Genomic DNA, 22,491 nt, shown 5'->3' on the forward strand with positions numbered 1-22,491 from the left:
AGCCGCCGCAGGCAAACATCCTTGCCCGCAACCATGCGTTCGACGAGCGCCGCCCCCCTTTATCGAGACGACGATCCCCGAACCGGCCCAATGTCCAGTCAATCCGTGGCGACATGGCGGCACCTCCGTCAAATCGAAGTGCCACAATAGAAATCACACAGATTCCCGATTCTGGAATCCCTCACACCCGCCCCGAGTCAATCCGCCGCACCGCACCACATCTGTGCATGCCCTAGCGCCTTCGCGGGGACGACAGTGGAGTGCGGGGCTAGCGCTTGCCTGCTCCCATATAGCCGAACAGGAATCCCGCCACTTTGCGCTTCTGGATTTCCTCGCTGCCTTCGGTGATGCGGTAGCGGCGGTGGTGGCGGTAGATGTGCTCGAACGGCTTGTGGCGTGAATAGCCCATGCCGCCGTGGACCTGCATGGCGCGGTCGGCGGCCTCGCAACAGAGGCGGTTTGCCCAGTAGTTGCACATCGAGACCTTGTCGGAGAGCGTGTGCTCGACCTGCGCCTGGGTGAGCTGATCCATTTCCCAGGCGGTCTTGCGGATCAACAGACGCAGCATCTCGGCTTGGGTCGCAAGCTCCACCAGTGGCCACTGGATCGCCTGGTTCTCGGCCAGCGCCTTGCCGAACGGTTTTCGTTCGCGCGCATAGGTGACGCTTTCATTGATGCAGTAGACGGCGGCGCCGAGCGAGCTCGCAGCCTGGCGGATACGGTTCTCGTGCACGAAGCATTGCGCTAGCGACAGCCCGCGGCCGACCTCGCCGAACAGCGCATCCTCAGGCACGAACACATCCGTGAAGCTGACGCGGGGATGATCGGTCGGCATGTTGAAGGTCCACATATATTCCTCGACCTTCACGCCTTCCGATTTCGCCGGCACGAGGAAGCAGGTGATGCCGCGCGCATCGCCGTCATTGCCCGACGTGCGCGCGAACAGCGCGCAATGGGTTGCGACATGCATGCCCGTGGTCCACATCTTCTCGCCGTTGATCAGCCAGCCCTTGACGTTGTCGCGGGTCGCCGGCTCCGCCCTGGCCTCCATATGGGTCGCATCGGAGCCGTGGTCGGGCTCGGTGAGGCCGAAGGTGATGCGGTATTTTCCTGTGATCGAGCCGTCGATCATCGCCTTCTGTGCGTCGCTGCCGTAGCGGTCGAGCATGGTGACGACAGGGAAATTGCCGACGATCGAATGCTCGTTCTGCAGGTCGTTGTGCAGGCCTAGCCCCTTGGAGGCGAAATGCTCGCGGATCACCGCCATCCAGAGATTGGAGCCGTCCTTGCCGCCATAGCGTTTCGGGATCGCAAAGCGCAGATGGCCCGCGGCATCGGCGCGGTCCTTGGCTTTGCGCAGCAGCGCTTCCCATTCGTGCCGCGGCAGGCCTCCGTTCTCGAAATCGGTGCGCGCCCATTCGCGGCGGTGGTCGAAGAAGCGGATGTTATCGTCGGCCTCCTCCAGCGGCTTGATCTCGCGTGCGATGAAGGAATCGAGTTCGGCGAGATAGCCAACGAGGTCGGCCGGCAGGTTGAAATCCAAGGCAATCTCTCCCGCAAGATGTCGTTGCTTGTCGTTTTGCGTTTAGGCGCTGCGCGCCTCTGTTCGGTTGATTAAGGTGAGAAGACTGTGCCCAAGTCAAGCAACCGCGGCGCGCTTGGCATGCGCAGACGCCTTGCGTAATTGGCTGGCATCAAGCGCCTGAGCCGCGCTACTATCGCGGCCAATATTCTTCGCCACAGAAAATCAGCGGGAGCGAATATGGATCTGAAATTCTCGAAGGTGGAACGCAAGGGCCCGATCACCATCGTGACGCTGTCGCGCCCCGAGGTCTACAACGCGCTGCATATCGATGCGCATTTCGAGCTCAACAAGGTGTTCGACGATTTCTCCGCCGATCCCGAGCAGTGGGTCGCGATCGTCACCGGTGCCGGCGACAAGGCGTTCTGCGCGGGCAACGATTTGAAATGGCAGGCGGCCGGCGGCAAGCGCGGCTGGGACAAGGGCGGCTTCGGCGGGCTGACCTCGCGCTTCGACTGCGACAAGCCGATCATCGCCGCGGTCAATGGCGTAGCGATGGGTGGAGGCTTCGAGATCGCGCTCGCCTGCGACCTCATCATCGCCGCCGAGAATGCAACCTTCGCGCTACCGGAACCGCGCGTCGGTCTCGCCGCGCTCGCCGGCGGCCTGCACCGATTGCCGCGGCAGATCGGGCTGAAGCGCGCGATGGGCATGATCCTCACCGCGCGCCATGTCAGCGCCAAGGAAGGCCACGAGCTCGGCTTCGTCAACGAGGTGGTGCCGCAGGGCGAGGCACTGGCTGCGGCTGTGCGCTGGGCCGAGACCATCTGCAAGAACTCGCCGATGTCGATCCGCGCCTCCAAGCAGACCATCGAACGCGGCTTGGCCGTGTCGCTGGAGCAGGCCATCAACGAGCAGCGCGATTACCCCGCGGTGAAGGCGATGGCGGCCTCACAGGATTACATCGAGGGTCCGAAGGCGTTTGCCGAGAAGCGCCCGCCGAAGTGGGTGGGGAAGTAGGCTGCCTTCGCTCTCCGTCATGGCCGGGCTTGTCCCGGCCATCCACGATCTTTGGCACCTCGATGAAGGACGCACGTGGATGCCCGGGACAAGCCCGGGCATGACGACACAACTACGATCTCGTTGTGTCGCCCATCTCCCGTTTATACGCCGCATAGTTCGGCTGATCGACGGCGAGCTTGTCCATCGTGGTCTGCCAGAGGTGGTCGGCCAGTCCCGGCGTTTGCAGATCAACCACGCCACTCGCGATCTTCTCCGAGAGAAGGCGGTTAAGCTCGATCAGCGAACCGTCCGCGCCGAGTAATTGCTCGAGCCGCGCTGCCTCGGCAGCATCAGCCGTTTGCGCCAGTGTGAGCTGCCGCGTGACCAGATCAAGCGCGTTGATGCCGACGCGAAGCTTGAACGAATTGTGGCCCGTGATCGCGGGCGCGATCTCGTTGCGCAGGAAGTCTGCGACGGCCTTGATCAGTTCTGTTGGTGTCGGTTCGTCCTGCATCTCAACGCCCTCGCGGTGCCAATAGCCTGAGCAAATCGATCTCGGTCTCCGACGCACGACGGCCGATCATCGCGCGCTCCATCGAATGGTCGGGGCCAATGCGGAAGCGCTGCATCATGCCGCAGCACATCACGCCCCAGCGCAGCGTGCCCATGACTTCCCAGAACATCACCCTGCTAGGATCGACCGTGCCGCCGGCCTCCTCATAGCCTGCGAACAGCTCCTCGCGCGAACCGAAACCGCCGACCGGCTTGTCGATCTCGCCGAAGCGCCAGGAGTTGACGCAGATCCAGCCGAGATCCTCCATCGGGTCGCCGAAATGCGCGAGCTCCCAGTCCAATACCGCGCGCACGCCGTCGGGGCCGATGATGAGGTTGCCGTGGCGGAAATCGCCATGCACCAGCGTCATCTCGTCCGATGGACCGGGATCATGGTCGCGCAGCCAGCGCAACGCCAATTCGAACACCGGGCGCGGCCAGTCGAAGCCGCGATATTCCCGCTCGAGATCGCCGATCTCCTTGGTCGCCGTCATCTGCCTCAGCTTCGGCAGTTTCGTCGCCGGCAAGCCGTGGATGCCCGCTGCGACCTTACCGAGCTGGCGCGCCAATAGGGGCCGCGCCTTGGCGAACTGCTCGTCGCGCAGGATCTTGCGCGCGATGGTCTCGCCCTCAACGCGCGCCATGATGAAGCCGGTACCAAGCCCCTCCTCCGGCCTCAGCACATGCAGCACGCGCGGCGACGGCAGGCCGGCATCATGCGCAAGCTGCATCAAGCTCGCCTCCGCATCGAGCCCGGCCGCGCGCGAGGGTGCCGCACCAAAGCCCGGCGGCGCGCGGCGCAGGATCGCGCCGATAGTGCCGTCCGGATGCACGATGTCGAAGGTCCAGGTCTCCTGGCTGGCGCCGCCGGAGAGTTTTGCGGCGCCGGTGACACCGGTCGCGCCGGGATGGAACGATGCGACGCAGCGCGCGAGTTCGGCCTCGATCATTTGCCCTTGAACTTCGCCGGGCGCTTCTCGAGGAACGCGGTGACGCCTTCCTTGAAATCCTCGGTGGTGCCGGCCTGTCGCTGGCACTGGAATTCGAGGTCAAGCTGATCCTCGAACGAATTCTCCGGACTGTTCCAATAGAGCTTGCGGATCAGCGACAGCGCCACCGTCGGGCCGTTGGCAAGCTCATGCGCGAGCTTCATCGCTTCATCCATCAGCGCGCCGTCGTCATGGAGGCGATTGATGAGGCCCCATTCCAGCGCCTTCTCCGCCGGCAGCCGCTCGCCCATCAGCGATAATTCGATCGCACGCGCCTTGCCGACCAGTCGCGGCAGCAGCCACGTCGAGCCGCAATCCGGCACCAGGCCGATGCGACGGAAGGCCTGCAGGAAATACGCCGAGCGCGCGCACAGAATCATGTCGCCCATCAACGCGAAGCTCATGCCGGCGCCCGCCGCCGGACCATTGACCGCGGTGACGATCGGGCAATGCAGATTGCGTAGCCGCCGCAGGAACGGATGGAACGCGGTCTCCAGCGCCGCGCCGGCGTTACGCCTGCCTGGCGTCTGGTTGTTGCGTCCCTGCAGATTGGCGCCGGTGCAGAAAGCGCGGCCGGCACCGGTGATAACAACGCAGCGCACCTCGTCCCGCTTGTCCTCGATCGCATCGAGAGCTTCGGCCAGGCCGCCGAGCATGTCGATCGACACCGCGTTCATGACCTCCTGATGGTCGAGCTTGAGGACCGCGACCGGTCCATCGAAATCGAGCGTGACGTGCTTGAATTGCATTGTTTCCTCGCGAGTTGCGCCCGCGCCATGGGTAACGCGGTAGGTCCAGTCTTCGACCCATATTTGATTTTTGAGACGCGCTTGTCCATGGTGGAGCAAGAACGCCTCGCTTTCGGATGCACGATTAACGTGCGTCAGGCCAAATGGAAACACTCCAGGGAAAATACGCCAAGGAAAAAATACCATGAGCATCTTCGACCTCTCGGGCCGCGTTGCGGTCATCACCGGTGGCAATGGCGGGATCGGGCTTGGCATCGCGCAGGCGCTCAATGCCGCCGGCTGCAATGTCTCGATCTGGGGCCGCAACGCCGAGAAGAACAAGGCCGCCGCGGCAACGATGGCGGCGGGTCCCGGCAAGGTCGACGCCCGCATCTGTGACGTCAGCAATGCCGCCTCGGTGCAGGACGCGATGAAGGCGACGCTCGACACCTTCGGCCGCGTCGATGGCTGCTTTGCCAATGCCGGGATCGGCGGCGGCGGACGGCGCGCCTTCATCGACCGCACCGAGGAGGAATGGCGAACCATGTTCGCAACCAATCTCGACGGCGTGTTCCATGTATTCCAGGCCGCCGCCCGCCACATGACCGAGCGCGCCGAAGCCGGCGATGCCTTCGGCCGCCTCGTCGCCACATCGAGCCTGGCGTCGCTGTTCGGCACCGCACGCAACGAGCACTATGCCGGCACCAAGGCCGCGATCAATGCTCTCGTCCGCGCGCTCGGCGTCGAGCTGGCCCGCCATGGCGTCACCGCGAATGCAATCCTGCCCGGCTGGATCAAGAGCGACATGACGGCCGGCATCATGGCGAATGACAAATTCGTCGCCAATGTGATGCCGCGCATCCCGGTGCGCCGCTTCGGCGAACCCTCCGACTTCGGCGGCATCGCGGTCTATCTGATGAGCAAGGCGTCGTCGTACCACACGACGGATTGTTTCGTGATCGACGGCGGCTACACAGCGTTTTAAACGCTGTTCGAATTCCGTCATGCGGCAATGGCGTCCTGCGCTGCGTCAGCGCAGGCACCCATGAAAAAATGTGCGCTCGCACTTTGAAACCGCCGCGTCTATGGTTGGCCGCAACGATCTCGGCGATGGGAGGAAAAAATGAAACACGCCTATATACCCCGGACCACAAACTACACGCTCAATCCGGGCGACGAGCTCAACGACCTCCGCATGTCGGATCAGGTCCGTCCGCTCTATGAGCATGTGAAGAAGTTCATCCGGGAAACCGTCGAGCCGATGTCCGTCGAATTCTATCGCCACGGCGAGAACAAGAAGGACCGCTGGAGCTTCACCGACAGCCAGCTCGAAGTGCTCGATAAGGCCAAGAAGAAGGCCAAGGAGGAAGGCCTCTGGAATTTCTTCCTGCCCGACGCGGAGACTGGTGAAGGCCTGAACAATCTCGACTACGCCTATATCGCAGCCGAGCTCGGCAAGAGCCCGCTGGCCTCCGAGACCATGAACTGCTCGGCGCCCGACACCGGCAACATGGAAGTGCTGGAGCGTGTCGGCACCAAGGCGCAGAAGGAGAAATGGCTGAAGCCGCTCCTGAACGGCGAGATCCGTTCGGCCTACGCCATGACCGAGCCCAACGTTGCCTCGTCGGACGCCAAGAACATCTCCACCACCGCAAAGCTGGTCGGCGATGAGTGGGTGATCAACGGCGAGAAATATTACATCTCCGGTCTCGGCGATCCCCGCTGCAAGATCATGATCGTGATGGTGAAGACCAATCCGGACGCGCCGCCGAGCAAGCAGCAGTCGCAGATCCTGGTGCCAAAGGACACGCCCGGCGTCGAGATCCTCGGCCCCATGCATGTGTTCGGGCAGGATCATGCGCCGCGCGGCCACATGCATCTGCGCTTCAACAATGTCCGCGTGCCGAAGGACAACATCCTGCTGGGCGAGGGCCGCGGCTTCGAAATTTCGCAGGTTCGCCTGGGGCCGGGCCGCATCCACCATTGCATGCGTACCATCGGCAAGGCGGAGAAGGCGCTCGACATGATGGTGCAGCGCGGCCTCACCCGTGAAGCCTTCGGCAAGAAGATCGCGCATCTCGGCGGCAATCTGCAGATCATCGCGCAGGCGCGCTGCGAGATCGAGGCGATGCGGCTGATGGTGCTGAAGGCGGCGAAGGCGATGGACGTGCTCGGCAACAAGGAAGCGCGCGTCTGGGTCTCCATGGTCAAGGCCATGATCCCCGAGCGCGCCTGCAAGATCATCGACCAGGCAATCCAGATGCACGGCGCCACCGGCATCTCGCAATGGACGCCGCTTGCCGAAATGTACCAGGACGTCCGCCATCTCCGCTTCGCCGACGGTCCGGACGAAGTGCACTGGATGGTGGTCGGCCGGCACGAACTCAGCATGCCGTAGCGCTCACCTGTCATGCGCGGGCTTGACCCGCGCATCCATCAGCAACAAGATTTTCGCAAGGTGATGAATTGCCGGGTCAAGCCCGGCAATGGCAAGATTGGGTTCGGACCAGCTATTGGAGCCAATCATGGAATACGCTGCCAGCGATCTGAAGCCGCGCGAACGCTACAAGGTGCTGGCATCCTTCGTGCTGCCGCGACCGATCGCCTGGGTGACCAGCGTCGGTCCAACCGGCGTCGTCAATGCCGCGCCGTACAGCTTCTTCAACGTGTTCTGCGAGGACCCGCCGCTCTGCATGTTCGCAGTCAATCTGCGGCCCGACGGGCGGGTGAAGGATACGCTGGTCAACATCGAGCGCACCGGGGAATTCGTGGTCAATATGACCGACGAGCCGCTGGCGCACGCGATGCATGAGACCAGCGGCGACTTTCCGCCAGATGTGGGCGAGCCCGACTATCTCGGGCTCAAGCTTGTGCCATCGACCAGCGTGGCAGTGCCGCGCCTTGCGGATGCGCCGTGGGCAATGGAATGCAAGACCTGGAAGATCATCGACGTCAACGGCGACCGCCGGCTGATCATGGGTGAAGGCATCCACTTCTACATCCGCGACGAGCTGTGGGACCGCGATGCCATGCGTGTGCACATGGACCGCTACCACCCCGTCGGCCGCATGTTCGCCGACCGCTATTGCCGCACCGACGACCGGGTGGTGTTTCCGGCAGCCGAGGGCGCGAAAAGCTAGCTCGCCGCCTCTCCGATCTTGTCCTGCGTCTTGGTCTCGAAGTCGCTGGCGTCGTGGCGCTCGTGCAATTGGCTCGCGGGATCGCCCGAGATGCGGTTGACGATGCGGCCTCGCTTCACCGCCGGGCGCTTTGCGATCTGATCGGTCCAGCGCAGCACGTTCTTGTATTCATGCACCGACAGGAATTCGCCTGCGCCATAGAGCAGGCCCTTGACGAGCCCGCCGTACCACGGCCACACGGCGATGTCGGCGATCGTGTAGTCGCTGCCGGACAGATATTCGTTGTCCGCCAGACGACGATCGAGCACATCGAGTTGACGCTTCACCTCCATCGCATAGCGGTCGATGGCATATTCGATCTTGGTCGGCGCGTAGGCATAGAAGTGGCCGAAGCCGCCGCCAAGAAACGGCGCGCTGCCCATCTGCCAGAACAGCCATGACAGGCACTCGGCGCGAGCCTGACCGCCGGTCGGCAGGAATGCACCGAACTTCTCGGCAAGGTGCATCAGGATCGCGCCGGACTCGAACACGCGGATCGGTTCCGGCCCGCTACGGTCCAGCAGCGCCGGGATCTTGGAATTCGGATTGACCGCAACAAAACCACTGCCGAACTGGTTGCCATCGATCTTGATCAGCCACGCGTCATATTCGGCGTCGGAATGGCCGAGCGCGAGCAGCTCTTCCAGCATGATCGTGACCTTCTGGCCGTTTGGCGTCGCCAGAGAATAAAGTTGCAACGGATGCTTCCCGACGGGAAGTTCCTTCTCATGCGTGGGCCCGGCGATCGGGCGGTTGACGCTGGCGAAACGGCCGCCATTTTCCTTGTTCCAGGTCCAGACTTTCGGCGGCTCATAGGCAGGTGCATCGGTCATTGATCAAGCTCCAGCGCGGAAGCCGCGCCAGTGTTAACTAGCGTCGAGCACAGGATTGGCAAGGGCGGGATTTCGTATAGCCGGAGCCTCTTCACTTCCGTCATGGCCGGGCTTGTCCCNGCCATCCACGTCTTGCGTCAAAGGAAGTGCTTGAATACTCGAGACAGGCTCGGGCATGACGGTTGATAAAGCTCAGAACGCGGCCGCCCGCTGCTGGCGCGCTGCGCCCGTCATCGCAAAGCCGTCATAGCCCTTCGCCGCGACCTCGTTGCAGATCTGCCGATAAGGCCCGACGCCGCCGATATAGGGCATGAAGATCCGCGGCTTGCCGGGAATGTTGGCGCCCATGTACCACGAATTGGCCTGCGGATAGAGCGTGGTGTAGGCAACCTCGTTGACGTGCGTCACCCATTTGTCTTCGGCCTCCCTTGTCGCCTCCATCGTGTCGAGTTCACGCTCTCGCATGTAGTCGAGGCAATCGCTGATCCAGTCGACATGCTGCTCAATCGAAACGATCATGTTCGACAGCACGGACGGACTGCCGGGCCCGGTGATGATGAAGAGGTTCGGAAAACCGGCACTCATCAGGCCGAGATAGGTGCGCGGTCCCTCGGCCCATTTCCGGTTCAGCGTCAGCCCGTCGCGGCCGCGAATGTCGATCTTTGCCACCGACCCGGTCATAGCGTCGAAGCCGGTCGCCAGCACCAGCGCATCGAGTTCATATTCGCATGCTGTGGTGCGCACGGCGCTTTCCGTGATCTCCTCGATCGGACTGCTCTTGATGTCAACCAGCGTCACGTTGGGCCGGTTGAAGGTCGCGAAATAGTCGGTATCGACGCAGATGCGCTTGGAGCCGATCGGATGGCTGTTCGGCTGCAGCAGCTTCGCGGTCTCGGGGTCCTTGACGATCTCTGCGATCTTCTCGCGCACGAAGTTTGCGGCGGTATCGTTGGCGGCCTGGTCCAGCGCCAGATTGTTGTAGGCCGACATGAACGTGAGTCCGCCCCGCTGCCAGCGCGCCTCGTATTTGGCACGGCGCTCGTTGTCGCCATCATCGAGCGCGCCGCGATCGGGCAAGTCGGTATAGATGCCGTTGCGCGCCACTTCCCGCTCCACGCGCCGGATCTCCGGATAGTTCGCGCGAAACCATGCACGTTCCTCATCTAGCAGCTTGGCATTGCGCGCGGGGATCGAGAAATTCGCCGTGCGCTGGAACACGGTGAGATGGCCCGCCTGCTCGGCGATGACAGGTATCGACTGTATTCCGGATGAGCCGGTGCCGATCACGCCGACGCGCAGGCCCGTGAAATCCACCGGCTCGTGCGGCCAATGGCCGGTGTGATAGATTTGGCCCTTGAACCGATCGAGACCCTTGATGTCGGGCTTGCGCGCATTCGACAGGCAGCCGGTGGCAAGCACCACGAATTTGGCGGTGACGGTCTTGCCGTCGGAGGTGGTCACCGACCAGAGCTTGCTGGTCTCGTCGAATGCGGCCGCATCGATGCGGGTGTCGAACTGGATGTCACAACGCAGGTTGAAGTGGTCGGCGACATGGTTGGCGTATTGCAGAATCTCCGGCTGCGGCGCGTAGCGCTCGCTCCAGTCCCATTCCTGCTGCAGTTCCTCGCTGAATGAATAGGAATACTGCATGCTCTCGACGTCGCAGCGCGCGCCGGGATAGCGGTTCCAGTACCAGGTGCCGCCGACGCCGCTGCCCTGCTCGTACACTCGCGCGGTAAAGCCGAGACCGCGTAGCCGATGCAGCATGTACATGCCGGAGAAGCCGGCACCAACCACGACGACGTCGTAATGCGCGGCAGGGCCGCCGGAAGCGGATGGCGAAACGGACATGGACGCGGGCTCCCTTGAAGATTCTTTTCGTTGCCGGCCAGCATTCCCCGCGACGCGCCAAAGCGCAAGGGACAAAGCGCGAGTAGAAGGGAGCTGCATATTTTGCCTTACGGAATGCGTAGCAGCTGCACGCAAGTCGGCGAAAGCCGGTTGGCTTTCCTCTCCGCCATGCGCTAGCCTGATCGTTATCAAAATAGAAAAGCAGCCTGAACCTGCCATCGGGAGAGAGAACGCAGCCATGAAATCGCCGATCTGCGACATGCTGGGCATCGAATTTCCCCTGCTCGCCTTCAGCCATTGCCGCGACGTGGTCGCAGCGGTCAGCCGCGCCGGCGGATTTGGCGTGCTGGGCGCGACCGTGCATTCGCCTGAGAGCATCGAGCAGGAACTGAAATGGATCGACGACCACGTCGACGGCAAACCCTATGGGCTCGACGTGCTGATCCCCGAGAACATCTCGACCGCCGGCGAGAAGAACGTCACCTGGAAGAGCCTGGAACAGCGTATCTCGCCTGAGCATCGCGACTTCACCCGCAATCTCCTGAAGAAATACGGCGTCGAGCTGACGACGACCGATGTCGCCGACAACCAGCCGCAGCCGTTCGACGCACAGCGCGCGCTCGAAGTGCTGGACGTCTCCTTCAAGCATCCGATCAGGCTGATCGCGAACGCGCTGGGCGTACCGCCGCAGGAGATGATCGACATGGGCCGCAAGCACGGCGTGCCGGTCGCGGCGCTCGTCGGCGCCAAGGAGCACGCGCTGCGCCAGGTCGCGGCCGGTGTCGACATCCTCGTCGTGCAGGGCACCGAGGCCGGTGGCCACTGCGGCGAAGTCTCGACCATGGTGCTGGTGCCGGAGGTCATCAAGGCGATCAAGCCGATCCGCGATGTGCCCGTATTGGCCGCGGGCGGTATCATGACCGGGCGCCAGATGGCGGCCGCGATGGCCATGGGCGCCGCCGGCGTCTGGACCGGCTCGGTGTGGCTCGCGACCGTGGAATCCGAGACCACGGAAACCTTCCGTGAGAAGATGATCGCGGCCTCCTCGCGCGACGCGGTGCGTTCGAAGGGCCGCACCGGCAAGCCGGCACGGCAGCTGCGCTCGGTCTGGACCGACGCCTGGGACCGCTCACCCGACAGCCCCGGCACGCTGCCGATGCCGCTGCAGAGCATCATCAGCCGCGACGCCTTCAACTCGATCGACCGCTCCGCGGCGGCCGGCAACGAGAAGGCGCGCGACCTCGTGAGCTATTTCGTCGGCCAGGGCGTCGGCCTGATCGACAGCGTGAAATCGGCAGGCGCTGTGGTACAGGAATTCAAGGAAGATTTCATCGAGGCGGTCGAACACATGAATGCGCTGGTGGCGGAATAGCGGCGTCATTGCGAGGAGCGCAAGCGACGAAGCAATCCACGCCTCCGCAAGCTCAGAGATGGATTGCTTCGCTTCGCTCGCAATGACGGGTAAAATGGCCGGCGAGCCCAATGTCCGAAAGTGAACCAAGAAGACAAGAAGAAATGTCCAATAGCATCCCCGAAGACCGCATCCCAGTCATCGTCGGCGTCGGCGAGATCGTCGATCGTCCCAAGGACATCGCTGCAGGCCTCGAGCCTCTCGCGCTTCTCGAAGAAGCGCTCAAGCGCGCGGAAGCCGACAGCGGGGCCAAGCTGCTCCACGACGTCCAGTCGCTCGACGTCGTCAATTTCCTGAGCTGGCGCTATCGCGATCCGGAAAAACAGCTTGCCGAACGGCTCGGCATCAAGCCGGCGCATCTCTATTACGGCCCGGTCGGGGGCGAGAGCCCGATCCGCTATCTGCATGAAGCGGCGCAGCGGATCGCGCGCGGCGAATGCAGCGTGGCGGCGGTCTGCGGCGCCGAGGCGCAGTCGACCGCGACCAAGGCGGATCGCGGCGGCATCGCCCTGCCCTGGACGCCGTTTGCCCATGATGTCGAGGAGCCGAAGCGCGGCGCGGCATTCCAGAAGCCGCTGGCGGTGAAGCTCGGCGTGTTCAGGCCGATCACGGTCTATCCGCTCTATGAGTCCGCAACGTCAGCGCATTGGGACCAGACGCCACGCGAGGCGCTCGCCGAGTCCGGCGAGCTGTGGTCGACCTATGCAAGCGTCGCGGCTTCGAACCCGAATTCGTGGCTGAAGAAGCGCTTCACGCCGGAGGAGATCACCACGCCGACGCCGGAGAACCGGCTGATCGCCTGGCCCTACACCAAGCTGATGGTGGCCAATCCGACCGTGAACATGGGCGGCGCGCTGCTGCTCACCAGCCTCGCCAAGGCGCGCGCGGCCGGAATTCCCGAGGACCGGCTGGTCTATCCGCTCGGCGGTGCGTCGGCGGAAGAACCGCGCGACTATCTCGTGCGCGACCAGTTCTTCGAAAGCCACGCGCAGAATGCGGTGCTGAAAGCGGTGATGGACCTGGTCGAGGGCGACGGCAGCAAGTTCGACGCGATCGAGCTCTATAGCTGCTTCCCCTGCGTGCCCAAGATGGCGCGACGCACGCTCGGCCTCGGCCCTGACGTGCAGCCGACCGTCACCGGCGGGCTCACCTTCTTCGGCGCGCCGCTCAACACCTACATGACACACGCCGCCTGCGCGATGGTGCGCAAGCTCCGCGATGGCGCCAAGCTCGGCCTGCTCTACGGCCAGGGCGGCTTTGTCACCAAGCATCATGGCCTGGTGCTGTCGCGCGAGGCACCGAAGACGACGCTCAAGCAGGATACCAGCGTGCAGGCGGAAGCGGATCGCAACCGCCGCACGGTGCCGGAGTTCATCGCCGAGGCCAGCGGCAAGGGCAAGGTCGAAAGCTTCACCGTGATCTATCGCGGCAATGGCGAGGTCGAGCACGGCGTCGTCATGTTGCGCACCGAAGACGACCGCCGCACGCTCGGCCGCGTGCCGGCGAGCGATGCGACGACGTTAGCGCATCTGCTCGGCATGGAGCGCACGCCAGTCGGCACCACAGGTGACATCGTGATGGCCGATGACGGCGTGCCAGAGTGGCGGGTGGTGTAGATCGCGGAAATCGTAGGAAAATTCGTAGGGTGGGCAAAGCACAGCGTGCCCACCCTCCACGTTCGGTGCAAGGAAAGGTGGGCACGCTGCGCTTTGCCCACCCTACAATCCTCTTCCCTTCTCCCCTTGTGGGAGAAGGTGGCGCGCATGCAATGCGCGACGGATGAGGGGTTGTCTCCGCGAGCGATTGTGCTTGTGGAGAGAACCCCTCACCCAAGCGAGTCCGTTGCTGGCAACGACGCAGCCCTCTCCCACAAGGGGAGAGGGCGCAGCAATCGGCTTCGGCGCAATCTCGTAAGGGAGCGCCTCCCCTACCCCTTCACGTCCTGCTTTTCGGAGGCCGTGGTCGGCTTCTTCGCGCCGCCGCCGACCACGCGGACCTGGTCGCCGTCGTTGATGCCGTCGGGCGGGGCGATGATGATGCGGTCGTCGGCGGTGAGGCCGGAGGCGATCTCGATCTCCTTGCCGAGGTCGCGGGCGATCGTCACCTTCTTGAACAGGATCTTGTCATCGGCGCCGACGGTCGCAACGCGCAGGCCGTTGCTGTCGAAGATCAGCGCGCTGGCGGGGATGTGCAGCGGAATGGTGTCGCGCTGTAACGTCAGCTTCACATTGGCATAACCGCCGGGCATCAACTCGCCGCTGGAGTTGTCCAGCGCGAGTTGCATGCGCGTCGTTCCCGAGCTGACATCGACCGCCTGCGAGGACGTTTCCACGGTCGCCGTAAAGGTGCGGTTCGGATATTCCGGCAGCGTGATGACAGCCTTGGCGCCCATCTTGATCGACGGCACGAAGTTCTGCGGCACGTTCACATAGACGCGCAGCTTGGAGATGTCGGAGACGATGAACATCGCCGGGCCCGCGCCGCCGCCGGCATTGATCAGCGCGCCGACATCGGTGTTGCGCTCGGTGACGACGCCGTCGAAGGGGGCGGTGATCTTCTTGTAGCCGGCAAGCGCTTCCAGCCGTTCGACATTGGCCTGACCGGAATTGACGGCGGCCTTCTTGTTGGAGAGATCGGCGGTGCGCTCGTCGATTTCCTGCATCGAGACGAAGTTCGAGGCAAGCAGCGACCGCCGCCGGGTCAGCGTCGCTTCCGACAGTTTGGCGCTGGCCTGCTGGCTCGCGAGATCGGCCCTGGCCTGCAGCAATTGCTGGTCGAGGTCGGGCGCCTCGATTTCGGCGATCACCTGCCCGGCCCTGACGCGGGCGCCGATGTCGACGCTCCAGCTCTTCAGGTAACCGGACACGCGCGCGAAGATCGGGGCGCGGTAATAGGCTTCCAGCCGGCCCGGCAGGTCGATCGTGGGGTTGAGCACCTTGGCGCTGGGCGGCGCCACCGCAACACTCGGAATGGCCTGATTCTCGGTCCATTCCTTCAGCTTGGTGCCCTGCTCCTCGCGGGCACGGATGCCGGTGATGACGACGAGGACCAGGCCGACACCGGCGGCAAGCCCGAAAATGCCCAGCTTCCAGCGCGAGACCGGCGGGCGTTGGTCAGTGGGCATGCGACATCTCCGGTGCGGCGGCGGCGCTGGCGCCTTGCTTCTTGTGTACCATACTAAAGACGACGGGAACAAACATGAGTGTGGCGAACGTTGCAAAGATCAGGCCGCCGATCACGGCGCGGCCGAGCGGGGCGTTCTGCTCGCCGCCCTCGCCCAAGCCGAGCGCCATCGGCGCCATGCCGATGATCATGGCCAGCGCCGTCATCAGCACCGGGCGGAAACGGACGAAACCGGCCTCGAGCGCGGCGGCAATGGGATCGCCGAGCTGCTCGTAGCGCTCGCGGGCGAAGCTGATGACCAGGACGCTGTTGGCGGTGGCAACACCCATGCACATGATCGCGCCGGTCAGCGCCGGCACCGACAGCGTGGTCTCGGTGGTGAACAGCATCCAGACGATGCCGGCGAGCGCTGCCGGCAGCGCGGTGATGATCACGAACGGATCGGACCAGGACTGGAAGTTCACGACGATCAGGAGATAGATCAGCACGACGGCGCCGAGCAGGCCGAACAACAGGCCGGAGAACGCACTGTTCATGGTCTGCACCTGGCCGAGCAGCACCACCGAGCTTCCCTTCGGCACGTCCTTTGCGGTCTCGGCGATCAGCGCCCGCACGTCGGTGGCAACGGCGCCAAGGTCGCGGCCCTGCGTCGTGGCGTAGATCTGCACCATGGACTGGATGTCGTATTGGGAAACGACCGCGCTCGAGGTCGAGCGCGTGATGTCGGCAATGCCGCCGAGGATCGGCGACTGCGGATTGCCGGTCGCGGTGATCGGCAGCGTCTGCAAGGCGCTCAGCGAGTCGATCTGGTATTGCGGCGTCTGCATCACGATCGAATAGGACACGCCGTTATCCGGATTGAGATAATAGGTCGGCGCGACCTGCGAGCTGCCGGCGAGATTGACGACGAGGCTGTTGGTGACGTCGCGCTCGGTCAGCCCGACATATTGCGCGCGGGTGCGGTCGACATCGATATTGAAGGTCGGGTTGTTTGGCGATTGCTGGATGCGCGCGTCGGCAATGCCGGGAATGCGACGGATCCGGCTCAGCAGCTTGTTGGCATAAGCGAAATTGGCATCGAGATTGGCGCCGCGGATCTGCAGGTCGATCGGCGCCGGCGCACCGAAGTTCAGGATCTGGCTGACGATATCGGCAGGCAGGAACGAGAAGCTGATGCCGGGGAACATCCGCGGCAGTTGCTCGCGTAGCACCTGGACATATTGCTCGGTCGGCCTGTGGCCTTCCTTCAGCTTGACCTGGATGTCGCCATCCTGCGGGCCGATCACGCCGGTGTTGTTGTAGGTCATGTTGATGCCGGAGATCGGCATGCCGATATTGTCGGCCAGCGTGTCGATCTCCTCCGGCGGGATGATCTTGCGGATCGCCTTCTGCACCTCGGCGAGCTGGTTGGCAGTCTCCTCGACGCGGGTGCCGACCTGGGTGCGGACGTGCATCAGGATGTTGCCGGCGTCGACCGACGGAAAGAAGTTGCGGCCGAGGAAGGGCACCAGCAGCATGGACACCGCGACGAAGCCGAGGAAACAGCTGACGAAGATGGCACGGTGTCCGAGCGCCATCGCCAGCATGTCGCGATAGGCGCGGCGGATGCGCTCGAACCGCGCCTCGAAGCCGCGCTGGAACAGCTTGAACGGATTGCGCGTCGGCGGCAGCCCGCCCTCGTGATGCACATGGGGCTGCAGCAGATATTTCGCCATTGTCGGCACCAGCGTGCGCGACAGGATGAACGACCAGATCATCGCGAACATCACCGCTTCCGCCATTGGCACGAACAGGAAGCGCGCAACGCCGGTCAGGAAGAACATCGGCACGAACACGATGCAGATGCAGAGCAGCGAGACGAATGCCGGCGTGACGATCTGGTTGGCGCCGTCGAGAATCGACTGTTCGACCGGCTTGCCCTGCTCCAGATGGTAATTGATGTTCTCGATCGTCACGGTGGCGTCATCGACGAGGATGCCGACCGCGAGCGCCAATCCGCCGAGCGTCATGATGTTGAGCGTCTCGCCGATCGCCGACAGCATGATGATGGCGCCGAGAACCGACAGCGGGATCGAGACCGCGATGATGATCGTCGACCGCCAGCTCCCGAGGAACAGCAAGATCATCACGCTGGTGAGCAATGCAGCAATGACGCCTTCGAAGGCGACGCCGGTGATGGCGCCGCGGACGAACACCGACTGATCGCCGATGAAGCCGATCTTCAGCGCGTCCGGAAGCTGGTCCTTGACGTCGATCACCTTCTGCTTGATGCCGGCGATGATATCGAGCGTCGAGATCGCGCCCGCCTTGAGCACCATCATCAGCACCGAGCGGTTGCCGTCGACATGGACGATGTTGGTCTGCGGCGGGTTGCCGTCGCGGACGGTGGCGACATCCCGAACATAGACCATGGCGCCGTTGACGGTCCTGATCGGCAGATTGCCGAGATCCTCCATCTTCAGCGGCGAGTTGTTGAGCTGGATGTTGTATTCGAACTGGCCGATCTTCTGCGTGCCGACTGGCGTGATCAGATTTTGTGCAGCCAGCGCATTGGCCACGTCCTGCCCCGACAGGCCGCGCGCCTGCAGCGCCGTGGAGTTGAGGTCGATCTGCACCTGACGCTGCTTGCCGCCGAACGGGTAGGGTATGGCTGCGCCCGGCACGGTGACGAGCGGCGTGCGGAGCTGGTTGATGCCGATATCGGCGAGGTTCTGCTCGGTCAGCCCCTCACCTGACAACGCGACTTGGATGATCGGTACCGTGGAGGCGCTGTAGTTCAGGATCAAAGGCGGTGTCGCGCCCGGCGGCATCTGCTTCAAAAGCGTCTGCGAGATCGCCGTGACCTGGGCGTTGGCGGTACGGATGTCGACATTCGGCTGGAAGAAAATCTTGATGATGCCGAAGCCGTTGTAGGAATTGGCGACGATATGCTCGATATCGTTGACGGTGGTGGTCAGCGCGCGCTGAAATGGCGTGGTGATGCGCCCGGACATCTGGTCCGGCGGCAGGCCAGTGTACTGCCAGACCACCCCGATCACGGGGATGCGGATGTCGGGAAAGATATCGGTGGGCGTGCGCAGCGCGGCGAGCGGTCCGACAATGAGGAGCAGCAGCGCGAGCACGACAAACGTATACGGCCGGCTCAGCGCGATACGGACCAGTGCAACCATTGACGAGTTATTCCCCGGAACCCGTAAAATGTACGGGGGATTGGCGCCCCTACAGGCCAATTCACTTGCGTCGATCTAGCGAAAAACGGGCCAAAAGCCAACTTTACGCGACGCAATCCGCGTTCACATCCTCGACATAGCTGCCGGGCCGGACCGGCCGCGGGGTGAACCGCGGCCGGGAATTATCGCAACTAATTAAGTAATTAAGCCGCCCGTACCGATTCCAGGAACTTGCTGACCTCGACCTTGAGGCGGCTGCTGTCGCCGGACAACGCCTTTGCCGCCGACAGCACCTGCGAGGAGGCCGAACCGGTCTCGGTCGCGCCGCGCTGCACGTCGGTGATGTTGGCCGAGACCTGGTGGGTACCCTGGGCAGCCTGTTGGACGTTGCGGGAGATTTCCTGCGTAGCCGCGCCCTGCTCCTCCACCGCCGCGGCGATGGTCGAGGAGATCTCCGACAGCCGTTCGATGGTGTTGCTGATTTCCTTGATCGCGTTCACCGAGTCCTGGGTGGCGGCCTGGATGCCGGTGATCTGCTGGCCGATCTCGCCGGTGGCTTTCGCGGTCTGCTCGGCCAGCGCCTTCACTTCGGAGGCGACCACCGCAAAGCCGCGGCCGGCCTCGCCGGCGCGTGCCGCCTCGATGGTCGCGTTCAGCGCCAGCAGGTTGGTCTGGCCCGCGATCGTGTTGATGAGCTCGACGACGTCGCCGATCCGTGCCGCCGCCTTCGAGAGCTCGCTGACACGGTCGTTGGTGCTGCGGGCCTGGCCGACGGCGTCGCCCGCCATCCGTGCTGATTCCTGGACCTGGCGGCTGATCTCGGTGACGGAGGATGACAGCTCCTCGGTCGCGGACGCCACCGACTGCACGTTGGTGGACGCCTCTTCCGAGGCGGAGGCGACCGTGGTGGTCAATTCCTGCGAGCGTGTGGCAGTCGAGGAGAGCGTGCCGGCCGCGGCTTCGAGCTGGGTCGAGGCGGAAGAGACGGTCTGGACGATCTCGCCGATCATGGTCTCGAAATTGCGGGTGATGGCGTCGACCCGGCGGCCGCGCTCGATCTTTGCTTCGGCGTCGGCGGCTGCAGCCTCGTCGGCGGCCTTCTTGGCGATCAACGCTTCCTTGAACACCTGAAGCGCATCGGCCATCGTGCCGATTTCGGTCTTCTCGCCCTGGTGCGGGACTTCGGCGGTCAGATCCCCATTTCCGAGCGCCTGCATCGGCTTGACGATGGAGGCGATCCCGGCCGAGACGTCGCGGATCAACAGGAAACTGATGGCGGCGCCAACAAGCACCGCTGCCAAGAGAATGGCAGCGAGTATCGCGAAGGCGGAAGAGTAGTTGGCGGCGGCGTCCTCCGCAGCCTTGTCGGCACCCACCTTGTTGAGCTCGATGTCCTTGAGGAGAATCGCGTCGGCGTCGAGCCCGATCTTGTTCACGGTCTTGCTGTTCAGCTCATGCGCGTCATGCGGGATCTTGCCGACATCCCTGCGCGACAACGCCATCACCTCTTCGGTGCCCTTCCTGTATCGATCCCAGGTGTCCGACCATTGAGCATAGAGCGCCCGCTCCTCCCGGGAGGTGATCATCGTTTCATAGCTCTTGCGGGCCTTCATGTTGCCCTCGACAACGGTGACCAGAGTCTTCTCCGCGGCCAGCTTCTCCTCGAGCGTTTCCGAGAGCATGTGCTCACGGATCACGTTGCGGTAGGTAATGACACCAGCGCGAAGCTCACCGAGCACCCGGACGCTCGGCAGCCAGCTCGTCGTGATGTCGACCGTATTGGCATTGATCGCCTGCATGTTGCGGACGGCGAGGAGCCCCATGCCCGTCATCGCGAGGAGCAGCAGCGCAACCACGGTGATGATCTTGGCGCGGATCGAGTATTTGGCGAACATCTCAGAATCTCTTGGTGTTGCGCGTGTCGGGCACGTCGGGTGATGCAAGGTGCTTTGGTTTAGAAGGATGCCTTACTGGCAATCAAATCGCGCAACTTCTGAGGTCGCGTTAATTTGTCCCTCCGTAGAGTTACGGTAAATGAAAACCGTCACTAACAAATGAACGAAGCGATGAGATCAGCGCATCAACGCAAGCGCGTCCGAGAAAAATTGCGGTCCGCCGAAATTGCCTGATTTCAAGGCGAGCAGCATCTCGCCTTTGTTCGCGCCGACCGCACGCAGAACTGGTACACCAGCGGCGATCTCCACGCCGACGAGAAAACCTGGAATTCGCAAACGATCGACCACGGCGCCTGACGTCTCACCACCGGCGACCACCAATCGACGCACGCCGTGTTCGACGAGACCTTCCGCGATGTCTGCCATCGCCTGCTCGATGGCATGCCCGGCTGCATCACGGCCATAACGGGACTGCAGAGCTGCGACTTCGTCGGGCGTGGCGCTGCTGGCGATCAGCACCGGCCCTTCGCTGATCCGGTCGCGGGCCCAGGCGAGCGCGCGATGGACTTCATCCTTGCCGGTCACGATCCGCTCGGGGTCGAGATGCAGCACGGCCATGCTGCGCTCGGCATTGGCGATCTGCTGCAGTGTCGCTTGCGAACAGCTTCCGGCGAGACAGGCGGCTGGCCCTCCGACCAGCGCCTCGGCCGTCACGCTTGCGGCTTCTGGCCTGACTTTTTCGGAGTCAACCAGCGCCCTAGCAAGCCCGAGCCCGATCCCGGAAGCGCCGACCGAAACGCGATGATCCAGCGCCACGGTGCCGATGGTGCCGAGGTCGCGGTCGAACACGGCATCGATGATGGCGGCGCCAAATCCGCCGGCGACGAGATCCGCAAGGCGCGCGCGAACAGCGTCCGGGCCACGCGCAACGGTGGCAAGGTCGACCAGCCCGACCTTGGTCCTGCTCTGGCATGCCAGCACGCGCACCAGGTTCGAGTCATGCATCGGGTTGAGCGGATGATCCTTGAGCGGGCTTTCATTCAACGGCACCGACCCGACGAATAGATTGCCCTGGTATACAGTGCGGCCGGTTTCCGGGAATGCCGGCGTGACTAGTACGATGTTGTCGCGGGAGTCCTCACGCAGCGCATCCATCACCGGGCCGATATTGCCAGCGTCGGTTGAATCGAAGGTCGAGCAGATCTTGAACAGCACATGCGAAGCGCCGCGGCTACGCAGCCATTTCTCGGCCGCGCGCGAGCGGGTGACCGCCTGGCTCGCCTCGATCGAGCGGCTCTTCAGCGAGACCACCACAGCATCGACCTCGGGCAAAGCGAGATCGTCCGATGGCACGCCAATCGTCTGCACCGTGCGCAGGCCGGCACGGGTCAGCGTGTTGGCGAGATCGGAGGCGCCGGTGTAGTCGTCGGCGATACAGCCCAGCGCCAAAGTCATGCTTTTGCTCCGGCATAGGGCTTGAACCAGCCGAGGCCATCGACGGTCTTGCCACGCGGATTATATTCGCAGCCGACGAAGCCGGCATAGCCGAGCCGGTCGAGCTCATCGAACAGGAACGGATAGTTCAGCTCTTCGCCATCGGGCTCGTTGCGCGAGGGGATGCTGGCGATCTGGGTGTGGCCGATGATCGGCATCATCTCACGCAACCGCATGGTGACATCGCCATGGATGATCTGGCAGTGATAGATGTCGAACTGCAACTTCAGGTTCGGAATCTTCAACTCGTTGATCAGATCACGTGCAAAGCCGAAATCGTTGAGGAAATAGCCGGGCACGTTGCGTGGATTGATCGGCTCGATCACGACGTCGAGGCCATGCGGCGCGAAGAACTCGGCGGCCCATGTAACGGACTTATAAAATGCCTCGACCGCCTTGCTGTCGCTTCGGTCGGCAATGCCCGCCATCAGGTGCACGCGCTTGACGCCGGTCGCTTCCGCATAAGGGAGCGCGGTGGCGAGGCTCGCCTGCAGGTCGGCAAACCGCGCCGGCAGCGCCGCGAAACCTTTCTCTCCGGCCGCCCAATCGCCCGGCGGCAGGTTGAACAACGCCTGCGTCAGGCCGTTCTTGCGCAGCCGCTCGCCGATCTCCTTCGCCGGATGGTCATAGGGAAACAGGAACTCCACCGCGGTAAAGCCGGCTTTCGCCGCAGCCTCGAAACGGTCGAGGAACGCGACCTCGTTGAACATCATGGTGAGATTGGCGGCAAAGCGGGGCATCG

18 protein-coding genes are annotated in these 22,491 nt (G+C 63.5%); 6 read left to right on the plus strand and 12 right to left on the minus strand.

What is annotated here, in order from left to right; genetic code table 11:
• Positions 1–268: 268 nt before the first annotated feature.
• Entirely contained in the window at positions 269–1,543 is a 1,275-nt protein-coding gene (locus tag YY7_RS0121000; RefSeq protein WP_028164940.1) for an acyl-CoA dehydrogenase family protein, read from the minus strand.
• Between the two features lie 219 nt (positions 1,544–1,762).
• Between YY7_RS0121000 and YY7_RS0121005 the strand changes: the two genes are divergently transcribed.
• Positions 1,763–2,542 (plus strand): enoyl-CoA hydratase-related protein, encoded by a 780-nt coding sequence (locus tag YY7_RS0121005; protein ID WP_028164941.1) that lies wholly within the window; start codon positions 1,763–1,765, stop codon positions 2,540–2,542.
• A gap of 112 nt (positions 2,543–2,654) precedes the next feature.
• On the opposite strand, the gene YY7_RS0121010 is transcribed toward YY7_RS0121005, so the two are convergent.
• From YY7_RS0121010 to YY7_RS0121020, 3 genes are read right to left on the minus strand one after another with little or no spacing between them, the layout of a single operon-like run.
• Positions 2,655–3,038 (minus strand): DUF6285 domain-containing protein, encoded by a 384-nt coding sequence (locus YY7_RS0121010; RefSeq protein WP_028164942.1) that lies wholly within the window; start codon positions 3,036–3,038, stop codon positions 2,655–2,657.
• 1 nt (position 3,039) lies between these two features.
• Positions 3,040–4,026, minus strand: a complete 987-nt coding sequence (locus YY7_RS0121015) for a phosphotransferase family protein (protein WP_028164943.1) — start codon at positions 4,024–4,026, stop codon at positions 3,040–3,042.
• Positions 4,023–4,814 carry an enoyl-CoA hydratase/isomerase gene (locus tag YY7_RS0121020; RefSeq protein ID WP_028164944.1) on the minus strand — a complete coding sequence of 264 codons (792 nt, stop codon included), beginning with the start codon at positions 4,812–4,814 and terminating at the stop codon, positions 4,023–4,025. Before YY7_RS0121020 ends, YY7_RS0121015 begins: the two co-directional genes overlap by 4 nt.
• A 184-nt stretch (positions 4,815–4,998) precedes the next feature.
• Between YY7_RS0121020 and YY7_RS0121025 the strand changes: the two genes are divergently transcribed.
• Together YY7_RS0121025 and YY7_RS0121030 are read left to right on the plus strand one after the other, a co-directional pair.
• On the plus strand, positions 4,999–5,778 hold the full coding sequence (locus YY7_RS0121025) for an SDR family NAD(P)-dependent oxidoreductase (protein ID WP_028164945.1): 780 nt from the start codon (positions 4,999–5,001) through the stop codon (positions 5,776–5,778).
• A 138-nt stretch (positions 5,779–5,916) separates the two neighbouring features.
• A complete protein-coding gene (locus tag YY7_RS0121030; RefSeq protein WP_028164946.1) occupies positions 5,917–7,191 on the plus strand; it encodes an acyl-CoA dehydrogenase family protein in 1,275 nt (424 codons plus the stop codon).
• Between the two features lie 3 nt (positions 7,192–7,194).
• On the opposite strand, the gene YY7_RS64430 is transcribed toward YY7_RS0121030, so the two are convergent.
• Positions 7,195–7,320, minus strand: coding sequence for a hypothetical protein (locus YY7_RS64430; protein WP_283807012.1), 126 nt, complete (start codon positions 7,318–7,320; stop codon positions 7,195–7,197).
• On the opposite strand from YY7_RS64430, the gene YY7_RS0121040 reads away from it, so the two are divergent.
• Positions 7,319–7,933: a flavin reductase family protein gene (locus YY7_RS0121040; protein WP_028164947.1), complete on the plus strand. Its 615-nt coding sequence runs from the start codon at positions 7,319–7,321 to the stop codon at positions 7,931–7,933. The two genes, YY7_RS64430 and YY7_RS0121040, sit on opposite strands and share 2 nt — an antisense overlap.
• On the opposite strand, the gene yghU is transcribed toward YY7_RS0121040, so the two are convergent.
• Together yghU and YY7_RS0121055 are read right to left on the minus strand one after the other, a co-directional pair.
• Positions 7,930–8,805, minus strand: coding sequence for a glutathione-dependent disulfide-bond oxidoreductase (yghU, locus tag YY7_RS0121045; protein ID WP_028164948.1), 876 nt, complete (start codon positions 8,803–8,805; stop codon positions 7,930–7,932). The two genes, YY7_RS0121040 and yghU, sit on opposite strands and share 4 nt — an antisense overlap.
• A 192-nt stretch (positions 8,806–8,997) precedes the next feature.
• Positions 8,998–10,656 (minus strand): flavin-containing monooxygenase, encoded by a 1,659-nt coding sequence (locus YY7_RS0121055; RefSeq protein WP_028164949.1) that lies wholly within the window; start codon positions 10,654–10,656, stop codon positions 8,998–9,000.
• 238 nt (positions 10,657–10,894) lie between these two features.
• Between YY7_RS0121055 and YY7_RS0121060 the strand changes: the two genes are divergently transcribed.
• Both YY7_RS0121060 and YY7_RS0121065 read left to right on the plus strand, forming a co-directional pair.
• Complete coding sequence (locus YY7_RS0121060; RefSeq protein ID WP_028164950.1) at positions 10,895–12,028, plus strand: nitronate monooxygenase; 1,134 nt, start codon at positions 10,895–10,897, stop codon at positions 12,026–12,028.
• A 143-nt stretch (positions 12,029–12,171) separates the two neighbouring features.
• Positions 12,172–13,683: an acetyl-CoA acetyltransferase gene (locus YY7_RS0121065; RefSeq protein ID WP_028164951.1), complete on the plus strand. Its 1,512-nt coding sequence runs from the start codon at positions 12,172–12,174 to the stop codon at positions 13,681–13,683.
• Positions 13,684–13,994: 311 nt separating this feature from the next.
• Here the strand turns inward: YY7_RS0121065 and YY7_RS0121070 are convergent, their stop codons facing one another.
• The 5 genes from YY7_RS0121070 to otnI form a co-directional block, all read right to left on the minus strand.
• Entirely contained in the window at positions 13,995–15,191 is a 1,197-nt protein-coding gene (locus YY7_RS0121070) for an efflux RND transporter periplasmic adaptor subunit (protein ID WP_028164952.1), read from the minus strand.
• Positions 15,181–18,360: an efflux RND transporter permease subunit gene (locus YY7_RS0121075; protein WP_028164953.1), complete on the minus strand. Its 3,180-nt coding sequence runs from the start codon at positions 18,358–18,360 to the stop codon at positions 15,181–15,183. Before YY7_RS0121075 ends, YY7_RS0121070 begins: the two co-directional genes overlap by 11 nt.
• A gap of 203 nt (positions 18,361–18,563) precedes the next feature.
• Entirely contained in the window at positions 18,564–20,255 is a 1,692-nt protein-coding gene (locus YY7_RS0121080) for a methyl-accepting chemotaxis protein (RefSeq protein ID WP_028164954.1), read from the minus strand.
• Between the two features lie 177 nt (positions 20,256–20,432).
• The gene (gene otnK, locus YY7_RS0121085; protein WP_028164955.1) at positions 20,433–21,710 is read right to left on the minus strand and encodes a 3-oxo-tetronate kinase; all 1,278 of its coding nucleotides are present in this window, start codon (positions 21,708–21,710) and stop codon (positions 20,433–20,435) included.
• The gene (gene otnI / locus YY7_RS0121090; protein ID WP_028164956.1) at positions 21,707–22,489 is read right to left on the minus strand and encodes a 2-oxo-tetronate isomerase; all 783 of its coding nucleotides are present in this window, start codon (positions 22,487–22,489) and stop codon (positions 21,707–21,709) included. Before otnI ends, otnK begins: the two co-directional genes overlap by 4 nt.
• Positions 22,490–22,491 lie beyond the last annotated feature (2 nt).

Source organism: Bradyrhizobium elkanii WSM2783 (assembly GCF_000472865.1).
Taxonomy (GTDB): Bacteria; Pseudomonadota; Alphaproteobacteria; order Rhizobiales; family Xanthobacteraceae; genus Bradyrhizobium; species Bradyrhizobium elkanii_A.